A 21975-nucleotide genomic window follows, 5' to 3' on the forward strand; every position below is an offset into this window, starting at 1 on the left:
CGCAACGTTGGAACTGTCGACTGCAACGTTGGAACTGTCGATTGCAACGTTGGAACTGTCGACTGCAACGTCTGAACTGTCGACTGCAACGTCTGAACTATCGACCGCAACGTCTGAACTATCGACTGCAAAGTCTGAACTGTCGACCGCAACGTCTGAACTATCGACCGCAACATCTGAACTATCGACTGCAACCTCTGAACTATCGACTGCAACCTCTGAACTATCAACTGCAACCTCTGAACTATCGACTGCAACGTCTGAACTGTTGACTGCCACGTCTGAACTATCGACTGCCACGTTTGAACTATCGACCGCAACGTCTGAACTAACGACTGCACCCTCTGAACTATCGACTGCAAGATTAAACCGCCTTCATTTATGCATTATTTGAACAACAAGATTTTGTAGATCGACTTATTTTATTTATCTTGCCTATGCTAAATGATAATTAACATATTTTACAAATCTTAAAAGAGAAGCCAATAAGTAAATCAATTTTTAAACAATATTCCTGAGACGAGCGGTAGTCCCGTATCTATATTTTCTCTGTAAAGAGTTAATTGTCGTTTAGCAGCGTCTCAGGATCTTTTTATCAATGTTATGCTAAACGACAATTTTAAAAACCAAAACACACAGCTCCCAAATCAGGTAGCAGCTGTAACCGAGTTCCGGAAACTGATTGAAGCCTATTTCGATATGATTGGTTTATCAGAAGTTAATAAATTCCTTACTGAAATGCTTAGCGCAGCTATCGGGCCCGATCCGCGCTCTGGCAAACACAAACCCATTACCATTGCCAACGCCCTTTACGATGTAAATAACATCATCAGCCTGCTTCCCAAAGCAAAACTTTTGGCCAATGAAGAAATCTTTCAGCGTTATGCCATAAACCTGGGTTATCACCTACAAGCCGTTGGCCAATTTGATGTGGAGCATCTTTCAGAACTATTATATGTTGGATTAAATGCCTACATCTTTCAGGAGGATGATTTTGAAGGCGCAACCTTAAAATTTTCTGCCGAAATTACTGCTGCCTATAAAATGATTTATGATTGGCTGTCAGACTGCGATGCCTGGTGTAATGCTGTTGAGTATAATGAATATAATAATGAAACGATCGGTTTAGCAGCTACACCATAAACGTTCAATATTTAATTGGCCATTTAAATTATACAGCTATGAGGGGCAACTCCCCTCCTAATTTAGGAGGGGTGCCCAAAGGGCGGGGTGGTTAAGATTTTTAACCCTTGCTAGATACATTTAATAAAGATATTTGAACCAAACCAAGCCCCTATTCTCCACGCGTTAACACCTCATCTATCATTCCAAATTCCTTTGCTTCGATGGCGGTCATCCAATAATCGCGGCTGGCAATTTCATTTATCCGCTCATAACTTTGTCCACTATGTTTCGCCAAAATGTGGTACAGATCCGACTGGACTTTTAACACCTCCCTGATCCTGATATCCATATCAATAGCGGTTCCCTCTGCCCCACCCGAGGTTTGATGAATCATGACCCTCGAGTGCTGCAGGGCCGAACGTTTACCCGCAGCTCCAGCGCACAACAATACCGAACCCATAGAAAGTGCAATACCCGTACAAATGGTGGCCACATCAGGCGCGATATACTGCATGGTATCATAAATGCCAAAGCCTGCATACACCGATCCACCAGGCGAATTAATATACAATTGAATGTCGCTTTTGGTATCAACCGACTGCAAAAAAAGCAACTGTGCCTGTATCACATTTGCATTACGCTCATCAACGGCTTCCCCTAAAAAAATAATCCTGTCCATCATCAATCGGGAGAAAACATCCATTTGTGCCACATTCAGCTGGCGTTCTTCCGTAATATAGGGCGTCATGGCAACAGGCATGGTATAAGCAGCTGTTCTGCCCATATACTGATCTACATAAAGGCTGTTTAAGCGCTGGTGTTTTACCGCATAAAGGCGGAATTCTTTGTTGATATCCATCATATTGATTTTAAATTTTAGGCATAACAATGCCCCTGCCCCGATAATAAGGCACGATTTATAAATTAAACTGATTGTTTATTTGCTGAAGAAACGCATTACCTTTTGCCTGAAGCTATGATGCTCATCGGTATTAAACAACGTTTCGTGTATGTTATCGATTTCATTTTTCAGCTGCTTCCGACCATAGTCACGCACCATTTGATAGGTTTTGTTTTGCCAGTAAACCTGCTGCTTTAGCTCAGGCTGTAAGATCATTTTGGCTTCGAACAGGAAACTTTCTCCATCCTTATTGTCCGACAGCAGGTAATGCTCTATCAAACGGAGTTCATTCAACGATGTCTTCATATTTTAAGGATTTTGCTTTAACCGTTTCTTTCACTTTTTCGAGGCATTTAAATTTCTGGGCGGTTGCAGAGCGTGCACCCGAGAAGCCAAAACGCCCTGCCAGTGTTTCCATATCCAGTGTTTCGTAATAGAAAGCACTGAGCAACTGCATACATTTCTGTCCGGCCTGCTCCAGTAATTGCATCAGTTTCCCCGAAGAAACTTCCTCATATCCGGTATCAGCCAAATCGATCTCTTCATTAAGAACAAGGCCAAGCGGATTAAGGGTAACTTGCCTGTCGTTTTCTTTATAACGTTTAATCCATAAATATCTGGCGATCCCAAATAAATAGGCTTTCTCCTGATACTTCAGCCGCAGGCCAGAAACCTGTACTTTCTCGTAATACACCACCAGTGCATCCTGAAAAATATCTTTCGCTTCCTCAAATGATCCGCCCATCTTGCTTACATGCCTTGCCACCAAAGGAAAGGCTTCTTTGTAGAGTTTCATAAAAAGCGCTTCGCGGTGGCTGGGCTGCTCTTTAGTTGATGTTGCTGTCATGATTACTATGCTTTATTTAGTATGTGGCTATTTTTGATCAGATATCACCTAAAATTAGCAATTATTTTTTTCTGTCCTTTAAGCCTATCATGAAAAAACATATTGTAAAACTTGTTTAGGGCATTATGCTGGCTTGCTTTGAAAAAACACAACCCTTACCGAAGCACGCCCGTCAATCCCAAGAGCCGGAGGAATCAAAAAAACAGGTGCAGTTCAGGTAAATTGGCACTAACAAACCTGAAACGCAGTGGTTTTGTGTTCATAACGATGATTTAATTTTAGAAAATATTGAACACAAAACGAAGTGCCGCTGTTTTTTTGATGAGCATTAGATTGTGCAAAAGGCTCATTGTTGGATCCGATAGCTATCGGATGACAAAGCATTTTTGCATACTTTTGATGCCTCAAAAGTTTGATGCCCCCGCGGCATAGAGCGGTAGCAGAATATCCAGGCTGTAGAGTATTAATCAATTCCCATCCTACCCCTTCAGCTTACCCGGTGTTAAGCTAAATTTCTTTCTAAAAGCATTGCTGAAGTGTTGTACAGATGAATAACCAAGCATAAATGCCACCGATTTTATGGGTAGGCCTTCGAGCAGTAACTCTTTTGCATGGTTAAGCCTGTAATCGCTCAAATAACCGAATATGCTGTTATCAAACAGTCCTTTAAAGCCCTGTTTAAGTTTAAATTCGTTAATGCCGCATAATTTAGCCAGTTCGGCAACCGATGGTGGTTGGTGGATATTGGCAATGAGGTAATCCCTTGCCTGATAAAGGCAATCCCTCTCGTAAGCAGAATGTAACGCTGCAGGCTGTTTTTGGTTAATTGCACGTTCAAAAGCTTCGGCCTGGAGCACAAGCAGCTCAATACATTTCGATTCGATAAACATACTTTTCAGGCCTTCGGGGTAATCACAATCTAGAATATTGCGGATGCAGTGCTGCATGGCCCATGAAATGGGAAGGTTTTGCTCCGCCAGCTGCGTATAACGCCCGGTATCGGCGTAATCTGCCAACACCTGCAATGCTTTGGTGGAATGTTCTGCCAGCTGCAAAAACTTTTCTTTAGCAAAATGTACCTCAAAAAAGCGGTAGCTATGGCCGGTATCATATTCGCCGGTACCATCAAGCTCAGGCATGTAAATAATATTCTGCTGGTTGGAATTAAAGATATACTGCTGCTTATTTACCCGGTTAAAGATCTTGCCATTGCCAGAGAGCGTAAAACGCAGTTTAACCATATCGGGCACATCGTAAGTAGGCCTGAAATACATCTGTTGCTGTTTAAATATGATATCGCCATATACGATATAGATGCCAGGGATATTGATCTGTACCAATTCGGCATCGCTAAAAGAAAAACTGTATTTCTCCTTCTTTTCTGTTACCAATCCTCCCCGAACAGGAAGATCATCAAAGCTGCCCCCTACCTTTTTCCAGGCACCGTAATCCTTACCAACATTGATTCCCATAAAGGCAATTATCACAAAAAAAGCCCAGCTAAAATAATGGGGTTATCCACAATTCGGTTTTCTGTAAAAGAAAATCCTTTATATGTAAAAGCGTACAGTCGCTATTTTTCAATTTTGCCCGAATTGCGAAATGTACCGCAAGAGACTAATAACTATACCATGGAGGAGCAAGAAGATCCGAACATATTAACGCCAGACCAAAAAATTAACGCTCGCCCACCCAAAAACACTCTAATTTTTAAACTCATACAAGATTTACCGCTAAAAACGAATGCAAGAGTACTGGAAATCAGCCCAGCCGGCACCGAATACCTCTCTTATCTGTTTCAAAAAGCAAAAAATATCAGTTATTCCGGCACTTATTCTACCGAATCCGCAATAACAGACGCCTTTTCTGCTTATAAAGCTGATGATAATGATATAGAATTGATTAAAACAACGGATAATAAACTCAATTTTAAGGATAATTTCTTCGATTGTTGTTTTACGGCAAATACCGTCTATTTCTGGCCGGATCCGCTAACATACCTAGCTGAAAGCTACCGTGTGTTAAAACCAGGGGGAAAAATGAACCTGGCCTTTGTTGAAAAAAACTTTGGTGGCGACCTGCCCTGGACACAGCTCGATTTTACATTTTATGAGATTGACGAGGTAAAAACATTTTTCAAACAATCGGGATTTTCGAATATTGAAGTAAAGAAAATGATGGAAACGATAATGGATCAAAACGGAAAGGAAATCAGCAGACCGTTTATCGTGGTGTCTGGCCTGAAATAATCGATGATCTGGTTAAATTTAACAAAGCAAAATCCTTAAAAAATTGGAGAGGTGATTTTGAAAAAATTGCACTATTGAAGGGTCAATATATAGCCATTAAAAACACAAAACAGCCAAATGCGCTCAAAAGCGCATTGGCCGCCTTCAGCATTAAATTATTGGCAACAACCTCAGCAGATATTTAAAGTTCTGCGATAATACTTTTGGCATCCTGGTCGTCATATTGATCGATAAGGTTGTTTAATCTGCCTTTTAATTGAGCCACAATATTTTCGTACTCTTTTTTGCCGTATAAATTATTTTCTTCTGAGGGATCATTCTTCAGGTCGTATAATTCCCAACTATTAACACGTTTGTAAAAGCGGATCAATTTATATCGTTCGGTTCTAACGCCAAAATGAGGAGATACGGAATGTTCACCATTTTCATAATAATGATAAAACATGGCATCCCTGAATGCCACTTTTTTTGATTGAAACAAAGGTAGCATCGATTTCCCTTGCATAGCCTGTGGCACTTTAAGCTTGGCTGCATCAAGCAAAGTTGGCGCAATATCAAGATTCATCACAAAAGCCTCGCTTTTGCTTCCCGGTTTAATCACCCCCGGGTAGCTCATCACCATTGGTGTTCTGAAAGATTCTTCATACATAAAACGTTTATCAAACCAACCATGCTCGCCCAAATAAAAGCCTTGATCTGAAAGATAAATTACAATGGTATTTTTAGTAAGATTGTGTTTTTCAAGGTAATCGAGTGTACGTCCAATATTTCGGTCGAGCGATGCTGCGGTGCTTAAATAATCGCGCATATAACGTTCATACTTCCATTCTACCAAGGCTTTGCCAGTTAAATTCCGGCTTTTTAAATCGGCTTCAATTGGTTTATAGTAGGCATCGAACCTGGCCCTTTGTGCTAAGTTCATTCGGTTAACGCTGCCCTCTCCATTTTTGCTAAAAGAAAGCATTTTCAGGTCGTAGCCCATTAACATGGTTTTATCAATGGTCATATCCTGTACTTTTGCCGCTTCCCGGTTTACATAATTATCGTAAAAATTTTTAGGCAAAGGGAATTTCACTTTATCGAATTTCCCCATATCAGCCGTATCCGGAAGCCAGGTACGGTGCGTGGCTTTGTGCCCAATAACCAAACAGAACGGCTTCGATTGGTCTCTATTATCTAACCACTGTTCAGAGGCATCCTCAATCAAATTGCTTACATAACCTTCTTTATGCACGGTTTTACCATCCATATCGATAAAATCGGGATTGTAGTATTGCCCCTGATCTGGAAGGATGCTGTAATAATCGAATCCCTGAGGTTTATTACCCAGGTGCAACTTGCCTATCCATGCAGTTTGATAGCCCCCTGCCTGAAGGTGTTTGGCAAAGTTATCCTGACCGTGGTCAAAATGAGAGGTTTCATTATCTTTAAAGCCATTTTTATGGCTATATAATCCTGTTAATATAACGGCCCTGCTTGGCCCGCAAATAGAATTGGTTACGTAAGCTTTGTTAAAGGTTACCCCCGACCGGGCAATACGATCGATATTGGGTGTTTGCGTTAATTTACTACCATAACTGCTTATGGCCTGAAAAGCGTGGTCATCAGAAATGATGATTACAATATTTGGTTTTTGCTGGGCATAACTTAATTTGCAGCATAACAGCGCAGTGATCAATATTATTTTTCTCATTGATGATTTCGTTAAATTTAAAGGCATTATTCATATCCATTTTCAAAAACGATGGTCTGCTGTTTTTTAAGATTCACTTCGGCAATTCCATCATCGCCCATTTTTACACTTCCAACAGGCATATCTCTTACCACATAGGTTTTAAAAGGCAGTTTAATTCTAAGTATACCCGCTTTTTCTGCATAAACTTTTACTTTTGTTGGCACACCGTTTTCTTTATTCCCGCTAACTAAAAAGGCACCTTCAGCACGTAGATTATTAAAAGCTACATCTTTCCAGCTTTGTGGTACAGCCGGAAATGCCTGTATATAACCATTTCTGCTTTGCAATAAAAGTTCCTGAACACCCTGTGCAAAGGCAAAATTGCCTTCTAGCGTAAAAGGGCGGTAGGTAAAGCCAGAGTACTGCCCACCTTTCTGATCGCCGTTTAAATGAAAACTGTTGGCCGAACAGAAATTGGATGCAAAAATTTCCAGTTGCTTTACCGCCTTATCGGCCTGGTAAGCCCTTGCATATATAGAAGCCATCCAGCTAAAAGAATAACCACACCATGCCCTTGTACCAATTTCTTCTAAACGTTTTAAAGAATTAACAATAATGGCTTTATCCTGCTCGCGGTTAACATCCAATAAATCGAGCGGATATATGGCCATATACTGCGACATGTGCCTGTGCGAGCTTGTTAAATTAGATCCAGGAGCAATGGTAAAACCAGTTTCATTTATTTCGTAATCCGGTAACTGATTCAGTATTTCCGTCCAATGTTTGCTTTCATCTATTTTACCTTTTGCCCGGCTTACTTCGGCCGCAGCTTTAAATAAAAATTTAGCTAATGCCAAATCGAAATTGGTCCAATTTAGGAACCAGGCTTTAATACTGTTATCGTTATACTCAGGACTAGAGCTTAAAGGCAGTGAACGTTTGCCATCTTTCAGCCTTGTAATATTCTCCAGGTAAGTTGCTGCTTCATGGATGTATGGATAGGCCCTGGTTTTAAGAAACGCTTTATCCATACTATATTTCCACTGCCAATAAAAATGTTGCGAAGTCCATGCGCTTACGGTTGGTGAAAGTGAATACTGGATCCATCCACCCATCGGATCGCCATTTAAGGTAACTACACCAGGAACGTTTAAGCCTTCAACACCAAAATACTGTTTGGTATAGACAAGGTTACTTTTTCTGATTTTCCATAGCCAATCGGTAAAAGTGGCTCCTTCGGCCAGGTGGTTAGCGGTATATGTTGGCCAATAACTCAATTGGGTATTTAAATCATTGTGGAAATCGCCTTTCCAGGGCGGTAAGCTGCCATTATCGGCTGTCCAAACGGCTTGTAAAGTAATGGCCGGTGCTCCTTTTCTGGCTACACAACCTAATTTATACATTTCTAAATAGTATTGTTTTTGAATAAGCTGATCCGGAACAGCGATATTCGATTTATTCCAGAAATCCTTCCACCATCTGGTATGAGAAATCCAGCCTGTTGGCTCTTTCGCTGTTGAAGAAATACCAGGTAATTTTGCCGCTTCATCATTACTAATGGTCCAGGAACCGATTACATTCCCGTTTGCTATTGTTTTCCATTTAAACAACACTTCATAATAATGGCCATCATAAGTAGGCTGATGGTAACGGACACTATTTATCGTATTGTTAACTGTTCCTTTTGCATAGCCCAGTTTCTGTAACCCCTCACCTGCATGGCTGTTATCGCCTTTTTCTATCAGATTATTGGCGTAATTATGCACAATCAAGTTAGGTATAACCGCCGTAGATTTAAGATTTTCGAAACTAAAATATCCCCGTTGCCGCTTTGCATGGATGTAACAGTTAAAAACAGTACCATTTTCAAATTTTACCGTATTTAAGGCCGTTTCGATATCCAATTCGTTCGACACTACTTTACCTAATTTAGCAATATCAAATTCCATTGCAGCTGCTGGTAATTTGGTTGGATATGGACTGCTATCATAAGGTTCATCACCTATTTTTTGAACGGCAGCATAGTTATTTTGATGAACCTGCTCTTCTACCCATTTAAAGTTAAGTTTCGAAATATCCAGCGCTTTACGTTCGTCCCACAGATCGGCACGATCTAATGAAAGACGTAGTTTATTGTTCTTTTCCCATATTAAAACGCCTAACATACCATTTCCTAAAGGCATGGCTTCATCCCACTTGTTGGCGAGTTTAGGAAAGGAAAGATTATAAGGTTTTAATGATTGGGCATAACCTGCGGAAGAAAAGCACAGGAGTAAAAAGTATAGGGTAAATTTAGTTTTCATTTGTTTGTTTAGAAATGGTTAGCACTCGTGGTGTTGTATCAATTTCTAAAATAATGATATTAAATTACAATAAAACCGCTAAAATTTGCGCAAACGTTTGATGGGTAATATAGAATACTTTCTTGCTAATAAAAGATTAGTGCACAATCTTGAAAACAAGTTCCTTTAAGAGTTCTCCATCTTCAACATTTCCGGTGCTATCTAAACCCTTGCTTTTTAAATCGTATTCGCGGAGTAAACCAATCACCTGGAAAACTTTGCCTGTATTGTAATTTCTTGCAGCTACCTCATAATCTTTAATAAAGAATGGAGGCACACCCAAAGCCGATGCTGCATCGGCCTTATTGGGGATATAGTGGTATTTTAGAAGTTTAGTAAAGTAACCACCTAAATTGGCCAAAACCATTACTGTTGGATTGGCTTTAGGGTTGCTGGCGAAGTAATTGATAATTTTATTGCATTTCAGTACATCGCGGATGGCCAGTGCTTTCTGCAATTCGAAAACATTATATTCTTTACTGATACCTATGTTTTTCTGAACCAGATCGGTATTAATGGTTACCTCTTTCGGAACATTAAGCATTAACTTTTCAATCTCATTGGCAATTTTAGAAAGGTCGGTTCCTAAATATTCGGCCATTAAAGCCGATGCCTGCTGATCGATCTTGTACCCCTTATCTTTAATAAACTCTTCAATCCAGGGCACCAGTTTATAATCGCGGACAGGATCTGATTGAAAAATCAGTCCACTTTTATTAATGGCTTTGTAGATTTTTTTGCGCTTATCGAAGTTCGCATACTTAAAGGCCAATACCAATATGGTACTTGGTAAAGGTTTTTCAAAATAATTGAGTACAAATTCGCCCTCTTTGCTGCTCGAATCTTCCTTGCCCCACTTTAAATCCTGTGCCTCTTTAACAATTACAACCTGATAGTCAGACATCATCGGATAACGCTTTGCAGCACCCAAAACCGTAGCCATATCCGTATCCTTTCCGTATAAAACCGTCTGATTGAAACCTTTTTCGGCATCGTTCAGCAGCTTATCTTCAATGTAATCAGTCACCTGATCGATGTAGTAAGATTCTTCTCCATGTAATAAGTACACAGGTTTGAATTTTCGGGCTTTGATATCTTTAATAATTTCGGCAGCAGTCATTGCCCGTAAAATTACGATTTAGGTTTAACGATTTGGGTAAATGTTTATAATTTAAGAGAGGTGAGATATTAGAAGTGAGATTTGAGACACTAGATTTGGGACACCAGGTTTGAGATACCAGATTTGAGAGGTGAGATGATTGGAAATTTCCTTGCATCGCTTAGAATTAATTAACTTTGGCGCAATAATAATTGATAGCCTGTTCCATTGTTAACGGAGAACTTCCAACTGTTAACTGAAAACTGATTACTGCCAATTGCAAACCGATAACCACCAACTGAGAAAATGTTTACCCCTACTCCGCTTAACCTACCGCCCTATCCATTTAAAATTACCCAAAAGGATGATGTGGTTTTTATTTTCGATGAGTTGAGGAAAAAGCACCTGGTGCTTACACCCGAGGAATGGGTACGTCAGCATTTTATACAGCACCTGGTTTTGGAAAAGAAATTCCCCCGCACATTAATCCAGATTGAGGGTGGTTTGGTGTTAAACCAATTGCAAAAGCGGAGCGATATTTTGGTGTACAATACCGCTGGCGAAAAGCTGATGTTAATTGAATGTAAGGCACCCAAAGTAAAGATTACGCAATCGGTTTTCGATCAGGCTTCGCGGTATAATTCTATCCATCAAGCGAAATGGATTGTGCTGACCAATGGTTTGCAGCATGTTTATGCGAAGATGGATATGGAAAAGGGCAGCTTTAACTTCGTACAAGAAATGCCGGAATATTTGGGATTATGAGGTGTATAGTTTCTTTATTACCAAGGTACAGGGGCAATCACAGCTTTAATAAAATGATTCTTTTTTTTTTGGAAAGCAGGAACAGCAGTATTTAGGCCTATTCCTGTCCCGCTCCCGCTTCTGCCCCGATGAAAAATCGGAGCATCACGCTTTGATCGGGTTTAATTGGCACGGTCAGCAGAACTATTAGTGGTTTGCAAGGTGCAGGAATAAGATCGTTTTCTGAATCAAGTTATATCCATCAATAGTAGCAACATCCCTTCCGATCTCAAACCTGATTGACGCGAAAATCCTTTTTTGTCATCCTGAGGGGTAATTTATTTTATAAAAATCAATATGAGTGACGTACAATCGTTTCCCTTTTCCTACTGCTCGGTCTTGCCTCGGCTCGCCGCCGCCGAAGGGCTCTTTCTTTTTGGCATCAAAAAGAAACAAAAACTGCCGGCTGAAAATTTTTCTTTCGAAGCTAGTAGGTTGGCTTGAACAGTGCAGCCCGAAAAATTTGTTAGGCCGGATTTAAGCAGAACGGGGATATCGTGCTATGGCCTAGCTGGATGGAAATACTAAAGCAGCTAAAGTTTTGATTAATAATGATTTGCAAATAACGTCAATGGTAGCGGAGTCGAAGGGCAAAAAAGATTGGAGCAAAAGCAGGACTAACCTTAAAAAGATCTACTGCAATTGCTTTCCAAAATAAAATGAAAGTAAAATAATATTCTTCTTGGTCGGTGGGACAGGAATAACATCTTCCTGAATCATGCTATGCAATCTCCAATAGCAGCAAAAGCCTTCTGATTCTAAACCTGATTGACGCGAAAATCCTTTTTTGTCACCCTGAGGGGTAATTTATTTTATAAAAATCAATATGAGTGACGTACAATCGTTTCCCTTTTCCTACTGCTCGGTCTTGCCTCGGCTCGCCGCCGCCGAAGGGCTCTTTCTTTTTGGCATCAAAAAGAAACAAAAACTGCCGGCTGAAAATTTTTCTTTCGAAGCTAGTGGGTTGGCTTAGACAGTGCAGCCCGAAAAATTTGTTAGGCCGGATTTAAGCAGAACGGAGATATCGTGCTATGGCCTAGCTGGATGGAAATACTAAAGCAGCTAAAGTTTTGACTAATAATGATTTGCAAATAACTTCAATGATAGCGGAGTCGAAGGGCAAAAAAGATTGGAGCAGAAAGCAGGACAAACGTTAAAAAGATCTACTGCAATTGCTTTCCAAAATAAAATGAAAGTAGAATAATATTCTTCTTGGCCGTTGAGACACCAACCAATAGAAAAAAATCAACAGTAGCAGATCTCTCCATTACGCTGCGCTTCAGTCGAGATGACGATATTTCGAATGCATTTCAGAATGACTAAAGAGAATATGATCTAAACACTATATTCCGTCTTCCAAACCTGTTTATTCCCGCTATAAATCGCCTCATTACACATGGCTACACAGATAGCCGCCTGGGTTCCGGTATTGATATTTGATGCTGGTTCTTTCTTGGTTGTTATCGATTTATAAAATTCATCTAGGGCATAATTTGTACCATCAATGGTGGCTTTATCCAAAATCGGGATTCCACCATCTTTATTTACCACAATTTTTGTGGCTCCGGTTACGCCATCAACAATACCTAATTCTTTTTTAACACTTTCTTCGGGATAAAACAAGCCAGTATTGGTAAGCAAAGAAACCGAACCTTTGGTGCCTTTTATTTTAAACAGATAGCCATCATGGGCATTGCCACAAGTGGCCCCGAAATTGCCAATCATTCCTTTTTCGTTATAACGCAGAATAGCCTGAATATTATCGTAGGTTTCGCGCCCGTCTTTAAACACATCTATCCCCCCAGCGCCCATAATTTCATCAGGCTGCGTTTCGAAAGCCCAATTGATAAAATCGATCTGGTGCGATAAAAGTTCGGCAGCTAATCCGCCGGAATATTCCTTATACATCCGCCAGTTAATTTTGCGTTCTAAAGCTGGATCTGGCACTGCCCTACGCCAATTACCATTACGGTCCCAACGGCAATCGATCTGGCTAACCTTGCCCAAATAACCACTTTGGATCATATCCTTCACCTTAAAATACAAAGGCGAATAACGATACTGATACCCCACCTGAAAAACCTGATTGGGATATTGTTTTACCAGTTTTTTAAGTTCGAGTGCCTGGGCAATATTGTAGGTCATGGTTTTTTCTACATACACATGTTTGCCAGCCAGCACAGCGTCTTTGGCAATTCTGAAATGCTCACTTAAAGGAGTGGCAATAAAAACCGCATTAATTGTTTTATCGTCTAAAACTTTGTGGTAATCTTTTATGGCTTTTGCATCAGCAGGAACATACTTTTCGGTTTCCTTAAGCCTAAAATCGAGTAAATCGCAATAGGCTTTAATTTTATATTTTGCAGGCATTGATTTAATTACCGACAAAACACCTTTGCCCCGGTCGCCACAACCAATCATGGCTACATTAATGATTTCATCGGCTATTAAACTGGCAAAACCCTGATTGCCAAGAAGCAAACCAGAGCCTAACAATGTGCTATGTTTTACAAAAGATCGACGATGCATGATATGTTAATATTTTATTTTTTTAAAATGATGATTTGGAGCGACAGGATAATGCTGCAATTTAGTGGTAGTCCCGCCAATGCTGCAATCTTTTTGTTGCCGGTATCTACTACATTAACGAAAATGCACAAAAAGTATTTCCGCGTATGTCGGGGCTAATTAACATCATTTAGTGCCTATGGGTTTGTTTCCCGGCACAAACGCTAATGATAAACCCGATTAAGCTAAATAGCCCGCAGTGAGGTACGAACAAGGCTATTTAGCTTAATCGGGACTACCGCCCGCCATGTTAGATCAACGCTCATTTTCAAATCAAAAACTTATAAAGTCTTGATTTTAATAGTCCTGAAATCTACTTTATTACCATGATCCTGTAACAAAATATGCCCTTTTGGTGCTTCACCAAAGTTTTTCCAATCCTTATACTTGCTGATGGCAACCAGTTTTTTAAATTCTTCTGAACCACGGGTATATTCCAAAACTTTTACGCCATTTAAATAATGCTCTACTTTGTTATTTGGATACACCACCAAACGTCCATTATTCCAACTACCAATAGGGCGCAGGTAACGGGCCTCTTTTTTAGCAGTCATTAAATCGTATAGAGATGCTAAGGTTCGGTTTCCATCTCTGCCCAATTTTGCATCGGGATGTAAAACATCATCTAAAACCTGATACTCGAGACCAATGGCAGAACCTGTGTTCTTTTCGCTCAGGGTAACAAAATATTTCACGCCACTATTGGCACCAGGGGTAAGCTTAAACTCGAACGACAAATCAAAAGCAGCATATTCATCCTTGGTTACAATATCGCCGCCGTTGGTCGATTCTGCACCTCCTGATGGTTCTACGCTGATTACACCATCAGCAATTTTCCATCCTTTGGCAGGGAAAGTAGTTTTATAAGCACCAACCCAGCCTGCATTGCTTTTACCGTCGAACAATAGTTTATAACCTTCCGATTTTTCGTAGGCAGATAAGGTATTTGGTGTTAAATTAACTGTATAAATTCCTTTTGGAAAAGCTTTGGCTTTTAACCCTTCCGTTTGAATGTTGATATTTTTGAAATAAACTTTCTTGCCATCATTATCGAGGTTATTGCCAATGCCATGAACCTGCAAGCCGATAAATCCTGATTTATCCAACGTATCGATCACATAAGCAACAGGTGTTCCATTTACCCAGGTTTTGGTTTCGTTGCCAATACATTCGATTTTGTAATGGTTAAACTCATTCTTTTTATACAATGGTTTTGCCGAAGGGTTAAGTTCTAAAGGGTATAGCCACAATCTTCTGGCTTCGTCGTAAATTCCCCCGGTCCATGCCCTTGGTGTAGGGTCTATTTCTACTTGCCTGCCAAAAACCAATCCTTTACCGTTATTTCCTTCCGGTTTAATATGGCTGCGTGTTTGTACGCCCGAGTTGGTGGTTTCACCTTCGAGTTTTACATCCAGTTCTAAAATGAAATCGCCATACTCCTTTTCAGTGATTAAGAACGAATTTGGTGTGCCTTTGGTCATCGTCCCGATAATCATTCCATCTTCAACTTTGTATGGAGCGGCTCCTGCAACTGCTTTCCAACCGGTTAAGGTTTTACCATCAAATAATGGTTTTGCTTTTTGGGCAGCGGCTGATAAACTGATTAGCGAAAGGGCCAGAATACTATATTTTTTAAAATTTAACATGATTTGTTTTTTTGCCGTCATTGCTAGGAAGAATGACAAAGCAACCTTTTCTTTGAAGGTCCGATTGCTTTGCGCTTCCCATGACGATATTTTTTTTAATATTTAAATACTTTTCCGTTTGCGATTACTTCTTGTCTGCTTTCATCGAAAATTGCTTTTGCACCCGTGCGTACCGCGGCATTGGTCATGATATTGGCAATAGAGTGTGAATAACCAGCTTCAACAGGCGCATTCGGTGTTTTACGACTGCGCACACATTCCATCCAGTTGCGCATATGGCCAGAGGTTAACGCATCCCCTCCCATATTGGCACCGGTTGCCGCTTTAATTTCACTTTTACTTAAATCGAACTCAGGCAAAAGATTGGCTTTTAAACCCATGGCTGCAGCCTCTTTCTCCTTTAAACCACCTTTCGGTGATACTTTATTGGTAATCAGATTCAACTCACCACCGTTCGAATAGTAAACCTCGCCTACATCACCCACACTATTCTGCATCCGTGAGGTAAAAGTAACCTGGAAACCATCTGTTGTATCGGGCTGGCCGTAATCGAATACCGCTACCATCGTATCCCAGTTTCTGCGGCCATCTTTCCAAGTGTAAATACCTCCGTTTGCCACTACACTTCGCGGATGTTTTAAATTGGTAAACCAGTGCACCGTATCAATCTGGTGTGACATCCATTGCCCGGGCATACCTGAAGAATATGGCCAGAACAAGCGGTATTCTAAATATTTTCTTGGGTCGAAGGCTTCGGTTGGGCGGTTCAATAAGAATCTTTTCCAATCGATATCTTCTTCTTTTAATTTGGCTACTAAATCGGGCCTGCGCCATCGCCCTGGCTGGTTTACATTCCACACTAAATCGACAGCGGTGATCGGCCCAAATTTTCCATCCTGAATAAATTTTGCTGCATTGGTATAATTCTCACCACTCCTTCTTTGCGAACCAATCTGTACAATCTGTTTGCTTGCCTTAACGGCTTTAAATGCGGCTTTGGCATCGTCCATGGTTTCGGCAAAGGGTTTTTCTACATAGGCATCGCAACTGGCTTTTACAGCTTCGATGGTATGAAGTGCGTGCTGAAAATCGGCCGTACTGATAATCACCGCATCAAGATCTTTTGTGGCATAAAGCTCATCATTGTTCCGGCAGGCTTTAATATCGTGACCAAATTTTGCTTTTAAATGGGCGATCCCTAGATCTCTTCGGTAGTTCCACAGATCAGAAAGGCCAACTATATCGAAATTCAGCTCCTTGTGATGATTCAAAAAACAAGGTAACAGCGTTTCTTTAAAACGATCAGAAAATCCAACAACACCAACACGTACCCTATCGTTTGCGCCAATAATACGACCATAACTTTTAGCACTCATACCCATGGTACCTGCATAGGTTGCCGCAGCAAATATTGCTGATTGTTTAATAAATTTTCTTCTGGAATTTTCCATTTGCGGATATTAGGTTAGATTATCACTTAACTAGTTTGCCATTTGACAAACTATTTTAATAAAACCTAAAATATGGTTAATAAAAACAAACCTTAAATTTTAGTAAGTAATATTTTTGAAACCTTATACTAAAAATAATGGCTATCATCATATTAACCTTAAATAAATAGCCAGGAAGCCAATATTTAAGGTAATAACCTATTTTTATCAATATGTAGGAAAACGTTTGAAATAATTTTAATCAAAACGAAAAAAGCCTTCCAGAAAACAATCTGAAAGGCTTTTATTGCCTCCAGTTATTCGTTGTTGTTTGAATAACCAAAGTATCTCGATCTTGTAGCTCATTTAAGAAACGATCATTGAAATCACCAAACAGGTGACCACTAAAAAGAGCAGTTCTATTATACAAGCGCAATTTATAAAGATAACCGGGGATAGTAAGGGCTTTTTTGTTCCCAGTAGCTTTAAATCCTAAATCTGCCCTGTAAATAACTGAAGGTGTTGATGTTGGCTGGTTGATTACCCTTACATACTGGGTATAAATACTTGTCCTATATATTAAAAAAGCCCGGTCAAGCGATGCCTGGTTTCCGAACACCGTTCCAGGAAATAGATGAATATCTCCCTTAAAATCAATATTGGAAGAATCTTTCACTTTATAAGTCCAAAATCCTTCTAATGCGCCTGGATATTTAATTTCAGCAGAATCGGGTTTGGTAAATTTTATCTGATAAAAATTTGCATCAAAAGAATTGGCAAAGGCATTTCCCGCAAAATTGGTGATTTTTTGTTGATCCAAAACTTCGCCATCTCTGGTCCACATCCTCATTTTTCCCCTACTATAAGATTTATAATTTAAGGAAATTGGATATTTCAGTTCTTCTTCCTTATCGCTTTCTTTTTTACAGGAAACAATAAATAATAACAGGCAGGAAAAGATGTATAATAAATTTCGAGCGCGCATCATATTTTTTTAATTAAGATCTATAAGGTTTTTAGAACCTTATAGATCTATTGGGGGTTATTATCCTAAAACCGCTAAACTCTCTTCAATAATTTTGATTTTAGCTTCAGCATCGGCCTTTTTATTACGTTCGTTAGCAATAATTTCAGGCTTTGCATTCTGAACAAAGCGTTCGTTGCTCAGTTTAGCATCAACTGATTTTAAGAAACCTTGTAAATAAATCAAATCGGCATTTAAGCGTTCGCGTTCTGCTTCTATATCAACGTTTTCGGTTAACGGAATAAAGAATTCGTCTTTACCAGCCATAAAAGCAGTTGCACCCACAATTTTATCGTTTACAATTTCAGCTTCTGATACATTGGCCAATTTGAAAACAATATTTAACCATTTCTCGTAATCAAGATCAGAATTTATTTTGATGCTCAAAGGCAATGCTTCTTTAGGAGAAATCTGCTTCTGGTTCCTTACATTTCTAATTTCAGCCACCACTGTTTTAATTACCTCAGCATCTTTCAATAATTGCTCATCAAAAGCGCCGCCTTTCGGGAATTCGGCAACAATACAGCAGTCCATTTCTCCACGTTCGCCAAACAGATCATCATGCCACAGCTCTTCAGTTAAGAAAGGCATGTTCGGGTGCAACAATTTGATGATATTTTCGAAAAAGGCAATCGTAGCTTTGTAACTCTCCTCATCAATTGGCTGTTGGTAAGCAGGCTTCACCATTTCTAAATACCATGCACAGAAATCATCCCAAACCAATTTGTAAGTGATCATTAATGCTTCCGACAGGCGGTATTGTTTAAAATTGGCTTCGATTTCTACCAGTGCTTCATTAAATCTATTTTCGAACCATAATATGGCCTGGGTATTCGGATTTGCTAAGTTTTCGTCAACTTCCCATCCTTTTACCAAACGGAAAGCATTCCAGATTTTGCTGGCGAAATTACGCCCCTGTTCGCAGTAGCTTTCATCGAACATCAGATCGTTTCCTGCAGGTGACGACATTAACATCCCTACACGAACGGCATCGGCACCATATTTTTCGATCAATCCAATCGGATCAGGCGAGTTACCCAATGATTTAGACATTTTACGGCCTAATTTATCCCGTACAATACCTGTTAAGTATACATTCGTAAATGGTTTTTTACCCATAAACTCATGTCCGGCCATAATCATACGGGCCACCCAGAAAAATAAAATTTCAGGCGCGGTAACCAGATCGTTGGTTGGATAATAATAATTGATGTCTTTATTTTCAGGGCTTTTAAAGCCGTCGAAAACTGAAATCGGCCACAACCATGACGAAAACCAGGTATCCATCACATCATCATCCTGCCTTAAAAATGGCTCTAACTGATGTTTGAATCCTACTTTTTCAGCTTCTGAGCAACTTTCGTCCAAATGTTTTTTCTTCCAGAATTCTTCTAATGCTTCATCTTTAGTTTTGGCAACCACCCAATTCCCTTTATCATCATACCAAGCCGGGATTCTCTGCCCCCACCACAACTGGCGACTAATGTTCCAATCGCGGACATTCTCCATCCAATGGCGGTAGGTATTTTCAAATTTATTCGGGATCAGGTTTACGTCTCCGTTTAAAACGTCATCCAAAGCGGGCTGGGCCATTTCTTTCATCTTCACAAACCATTGCATGGAAAGTTTTGGTTCGATAGCGGCATCAGTACGTTCAGAAAAACCAACCTGCGATTTATAATCTTCAACTTTGTCTAAATGACCAGCCTCTTCCAGCATTTTGGCAATTTTTTTACGGGCAACAAACCTGTCTTCGCCAACTAAAATAACCGCTAATTCATTTAAAGTTCCATCATCGTTTAAGATATCGGTAACTGGTAAATTGTGCTTAACACCAAGCTCATAATCGTTCAGATCGTGCGCTGGTGTAACTTTTAAACAGCCTGTACCAAACTCAATATCAACATATTCATCTTCAATAACCGGAATTTCATGATTAATCAGGGGCACAAAAGCCTTTTTGCCTTTTAAATGTGTAAAACGTTCGTCATTCGGGTTGATACAGATTGCTGCATCGGCCATAATCGTTTCCGGACGCGTTGTAGCTATCGTTAAAAACTGGTCTTCCGTTCCTGAAATCAGGTATTTAATGTAATATAGTTTTTGGTTTACTTCCTTACGGATTACCTCTTCATCAGAAACGGCAGTTTTACCGGCCGGATCCCAATTTACCATACGGATACCGCGGTAAATCCACCCCTTTTTGTACAAATGGATAAACGAATCGATCACCGCTTCAGAAAGATCTTCTTCCATGGTGAAACGTGTACGGTCCCAATCGCAACTTGCCCCTAATTTCTTTAACTGTTCTAAAATAATACCACCGTATTTCTCTTTCCACTCCCAGGCATACTTCAAAAATTCTTCACGAGAAAGGTCTTTTTTATTGATACCCTGCTCTTTTAACATGGCCACAACCTTAGCTTCGGTAGCAATAGAGGCATGGTCAGTTCCCGGTACCCAGCATGCATTTTTACCTTGCATACGGGCTTTACGGATCAATACATCCTGAATGGTATTGTTAAGCATATGCCCCATGTGCAGCACACCGGTAACATTTGGCGGTGGAATTACAATAGTGTAAGGCTCGCGTTCATCGGGTTCGGAGTGAAAAAATTTCTTCGATAGCCAATAGCTATACCATTTATCTTCTGTTTCTGCAGGATTGTACTTGGTGGATATACTCATGAATGATATTAAAAGTCCAAAAATAGCTAATTAAGCTGAAAGACCAAAGCAGAGCAGGCCGAAAGACTCAAGCAAAATCAAGGCGTTTTAATATTCTTTCCTCTTGCAGTATTTATTTTTGAGAAAGCAGGTGCAGCATTCCATTTTAAAGTGAGTCCTGCTTTTCGTTACAAGTCCGCTCCCGCTGCTAATTTAGCGCCGATTCATCGGTAAAGAATCGGAATGCGGGCTTTCCACTTCAATCAGGTTTATAAACATAAGCTTGTGCCACTAAATTATATTATAATACATACCCTTCAATAGATAATTGTATTTTAGGATAGAAAAAACATTCAAACGATATGAATACTAAAAACGCTAAAATCGCTTATGCCATCTTGCGCATAACAATCGCCATCATTTTATTGTCGCACAGTGTTTTGGGCATGTTTAATGGCGGAATTAATGATTTTGGCAATCTCTATTTGAATAACGTTGGGTTCGCGCCCTATGGAGTAGCTATTGCATGGCTAATTAAACTGTTGCATGTAGTTTGTGCAGTGCTTTTAATCATGAACAAATATATCCGGCTAGCATGTTTTGCAACCATTTTCATATTGATTATGGGCATAATTATGGTTCACTTTAAAGAAGGCTGGTTTGTTGTGGGTGGGGGAAGAAATGGCATGGAGTATAACTTCGTATTGATATGCGTACTAACCGCTATTATTTTTTTGAATTCTGACTTGAATGGTACGGCCCAAAAATCAAAAACGGAAAAACGAGCTAATCAATATCGTTAAAAACATCGTCTAATTCCAATTCAAAGCCTGGTAATACCGATGAAGTGATTTTTTCGCTATGGGTAAATATTTTAGAAGGCTGAAATTTACCAGAATCGTTTAAGGTATAGATTAAAATATTCTGATCGCTTTGGCTAACCACCCAATATTCTTTAACACCAAATTCTTCGTAAACGCGGTATTTATTAAGCAGTTCCATTTTGGTATTGCCGGGAGATAAAATTTCAATAACAAGATCGGGCGCACCGATACAGCCGCGGGCATCTAGTTTACTTTTATCACAGACAACACAAATATCGGGTTGTAATACTGTATATACGTCCTTATCGGCTTTACTTTCTTTAGGGAAACGGACATCAAACGGGGCAGAATAAACCTTACATGGTTTGCCTTCCAAAAAATTACCTAGTTTCAAGAAAATATTACGAGCAACTTCCTGATGTACCCTTGAAGGCGCAGGACTCATTTTAAAGATTTTACCTTTAATCAGTTCTACTCTTTCAGGAAAAAGCCAGTTTAAATAATTAGAATAGCTATAAGTTAATGATGCATCAAGTTCCTCGAATTGCCTAACAGGCTCATCATCGTTTAAAACTGGATATGGAACAGGTTTAGACATAAACGAATATACTAATTTTTATAGTAATCCGCCTTTCTACTTTTCAACATATCATAATACCATTAATAAGTTAAGAAAGATAAAGAGTTGTTTTACCATAATCCTATTAATGCCTTTAAGTTCTTAATGGTAAATGGATCTTCATTGTTTCTTTATCTTTAAGAAGTTAAGAAAGA

General features: G+C 39.7%; 17 protein-coding genes. 4 read left to right on the plus strand and 13 right to left on the minus strand.

Annotated elements, in window-relative coordinates; genetic code table 11:
- Positions 1-603: 603 nt before the first annotated feature.
- Positions 604-1143, plus strand: coding sequence for a hypothetical protein (locus ACN9MR_RS16330; RefSeq protein ID WP_426325176.1), 540 nt, complete (start codon positions 604-606; stop codon positions 1141-1143).
- Between the two features lie 151 nt (positions 1144-1294).
- On the opposite strand, the gene ACN9MR_RS16335 is transcribed toward ACN9MR_RS16330, so the two are convergent.
- The 4 genes from ACN9MR_RS16335 to ACN9MR_RS16350 all read right to left on the minus strand — a co-directional run bounded on the left by ACN9MR_RS16335 (position 1295) and on the right by ACN9MR_RS16350 (position 4345).
- Positions 1295-1984 carry an ATP-dependent Clp protease proteolytic subunit gene (locus ACN9MR_RS16335; RefSeq protein WP_426330233.1) on the minus strand — a complete coding sequence of 230 codons (690 nt, stop codon included), beginning with the start codon at positions 1982-1984 and terminating at the stop codon, positions 1295-1297.
- 78 nt (positions 1985-2062) lie between these two features.
- Complete coding sequence (locus ACN9MR_RS16340; protein ID WP_426325177.1) at positions 2063-2332, minus strand: hypothetical protein; 270 nt, start codon at positions 2330-2332, stop codon at positions 2063-2065.
- The gene (locus tag ACN9MR_RS16345; RefSeq protein WP_426325178.1) at positions 2313-2873 is read right to left on the minus strand and encodes an RNA polymerase sigma factor; all 561 of its coding nucleotides are present in this window, start codon (positions 2871-2873) and stop codon (positions 2313-2315) included. Before ACN9MR_RS16345 ends, ACN9MR_RS16340 begins: the two co-directional genes overlap by 20 nt.
- Before the next feature lie 479 nt (positions 2874-3352).
- Positions 3353-4345 carry a helix-turn-helix domain-containing protein gene (locus ACN9MR_RS16350; RefSeq protein WP_426325179.1) on the minus strand — a complete coding sequence of 331 codons (993 nt, stop codon included), beginning with the start codon at positions 4343-4345 and terminating at the stop codon, positions 3353-3355.
- Between the two features lie 36 nt (positions 4346-4381).
- On the opposite strand from ACN9MR_RS16350, the gene ACN9MR_RS16355 reads away from it, so the two are divergent.
- The gene (locus ACN9MR_RS16355) at positions 4382-5122 is read left to right on the plus strand and encodes a class I SAM-dependent methyltransferase (RefSeq protein ID WP_426325180.1); all 741 of its coding nucleotides are present in this window, start codon (positions 4382-4384) and stop codon (positions 5120-5122) included.
- A 181-nt stretch (positions 5123-5303) separates the two neighbouring features.
- Here ACN9MR_RS16355 and ACN9MR_RS16360 read toward each other — a convergent pair whose 3' ends face one another.
- From ACN9MR_RS16360 to holA, 3 genes are all read right to left on the minus strand, one after another.
- Positions 5304-6815 (minus strand): sulfatase family protein, encoded by a 1512-nt coding sequence (locus tag ACN9MR_RS16360; RefSeq protein ID WP_426325182.1) that lies wholly within the window; start codon positions 6813-6815, stop codon positions 5304-5306.
- Positions 6816-6841: 26 nt separating this feature from the next.
- Entirely contained in the window at positions 6842-9100 is a 2259-nt protein-coding gene (locus tag ACN9MR_RS16365; RefSeq protein ID WP_426325183.1) for a glycosyl hydrolase family 95 catalytic domain-containing protein, read from the minus strand.
- A 136-nt stretch (positions 9101-9236) separates the two neighbouring features.
- Complete coding sequence (holA, locus tag ACN9MR_RS16370; RefSeq protein ID WP_057933598.1) at positions 9237-10259, minus strand: DNA polymerase III subunit delta; 1023 nt, start codon at positions 10257-10259, stop codon at positions 9237-9239.
- Positions 10260-10544: 285 nt separating this feature from the next.
- Here holA and ACN9MR_RS16375 point away from each other — a divergent pair, with 285 nt between their 5' ends.
- Entirely contained in the window at positions 10545-11003 is a 459-nt protein-coding gene (locus ACN9MR_RS16375; RefSeq protein WP_426325184.1) for a type I restriction enzyme HsdR N-terminal domain-containing protein, read from the plus strand.
- A gap of 1374 nt (positions 11004-12377) precedes the next feature.
- Here the strand turns inward: ACN9MR_RS16375 and ACN9MR_RS16380 are convergent.
- The 5 genes from ACN9MR_RS16380 to ACN9MR_RS16400 form a co-directional block, all read right to left on the minus strand.
- Positions 12378-13571 carry a Gfo/Idh/MocA family protein gene (locus tag ACN9MR_RS16380; protein WP_426325185.1) on the minus strand — a complete coding sequence of 398 codons (1194 nt, stop codon included), beginning with the start codon at positions 13569-13571 and terminating at the stop codon, positions 12378-12380.
- Positions 13572-13891: 320 nt separating this feature from the next.
- Positions 13892-15256, minus strand: coding sequence for a 3-keto-disaccharide hydrolase (locus tag ACN9MR_RS16385; RefSeq protein WP_426325186.1), 1365 nt, complete (start codon positions 15254-15256; stop codon positions 13892-13894).
- Between the two features lie 95 nt (positions 15257-15351).
- Positions 15352-16707 (minus strand): Gfo/Idh/MocA family protein, encoded by a 1356-nt coding sequence (locus tag ACN9MR_RS16390; RefSeq protein ID WP_426325187.1) that lies wholly within the window; start codon positions 16705-16707, stop codon positions 15352-15354.
- Positions 16708-16990: 283 nt separating this feature from the next.
- Positions 16991-17674: a hypothetical protein gene (locus tag ACN9MR_RS16395; protein ID WP_426325188.1), complete on the minus strand. Its 684-nt coding sequence runs from the start codon at positions 17672-17674 to the stop codon at positions 16991-16993.
- Between the two features lie 57 nt (positions 17675-17731).
- The gene (locus ACN9MR_RS16400) at positions 17732-20398 is read right to left on the minus strand and encodes a valine--tRNA ligase (protein ID WP_426325189.1); all 2667 of its coding nucleotides are present in this window, start codon (positions 20396-20398) and stop codon (positions 17732-17734) included.
- 341 nt (positions 20399-20739) lie between these two features.
- Here ACN9MR_RS16400 and ACN9MR_RS16405 point away from each other — a divergent pair, with 341 nt between their 5' ends.
- Positions 20740-21180 (plus strand): DoxX family protein, encoded by a 441-nt coding sequence (locus tag ACN9MR_RS16405; RefSeq protein ID WP_426325190.1) that lies wholly within the window; start codon positions 20740-20742, stop codon positions 21178-21180.
- On the opposite strand, the gene ACN9MR_RS16410 is transcribed toward ACN9MR_RS16405, so the two are convergent.
- On the minus strand, positions 21164-21799 hold the full coding sequence (locus tag ACN9MR_RS16410; RefSeq protein ID WP_426325191.1) for a Uma2 family endonuclease: 636 nt from the start codon (positions 21797-21799) through the stop codon (positions 21164-21166). The two genes, ACN9MR_RS16405 and ACN9MR_RS16410, sit on opposite strands and share 17 nt — an antisense overlap.
- Positions 21800-21975: the final 176 nt, after the last annotated feature.

Origin of the sequence: Pedobacter sp. R-06, assembly GCF_049913135.1 — a bacterium.
GTDB lineage: Bacteria > Bacteroidota > Bacteroidia > Sphingobacteriales > Sphingobacteriaceae > Pedobacter.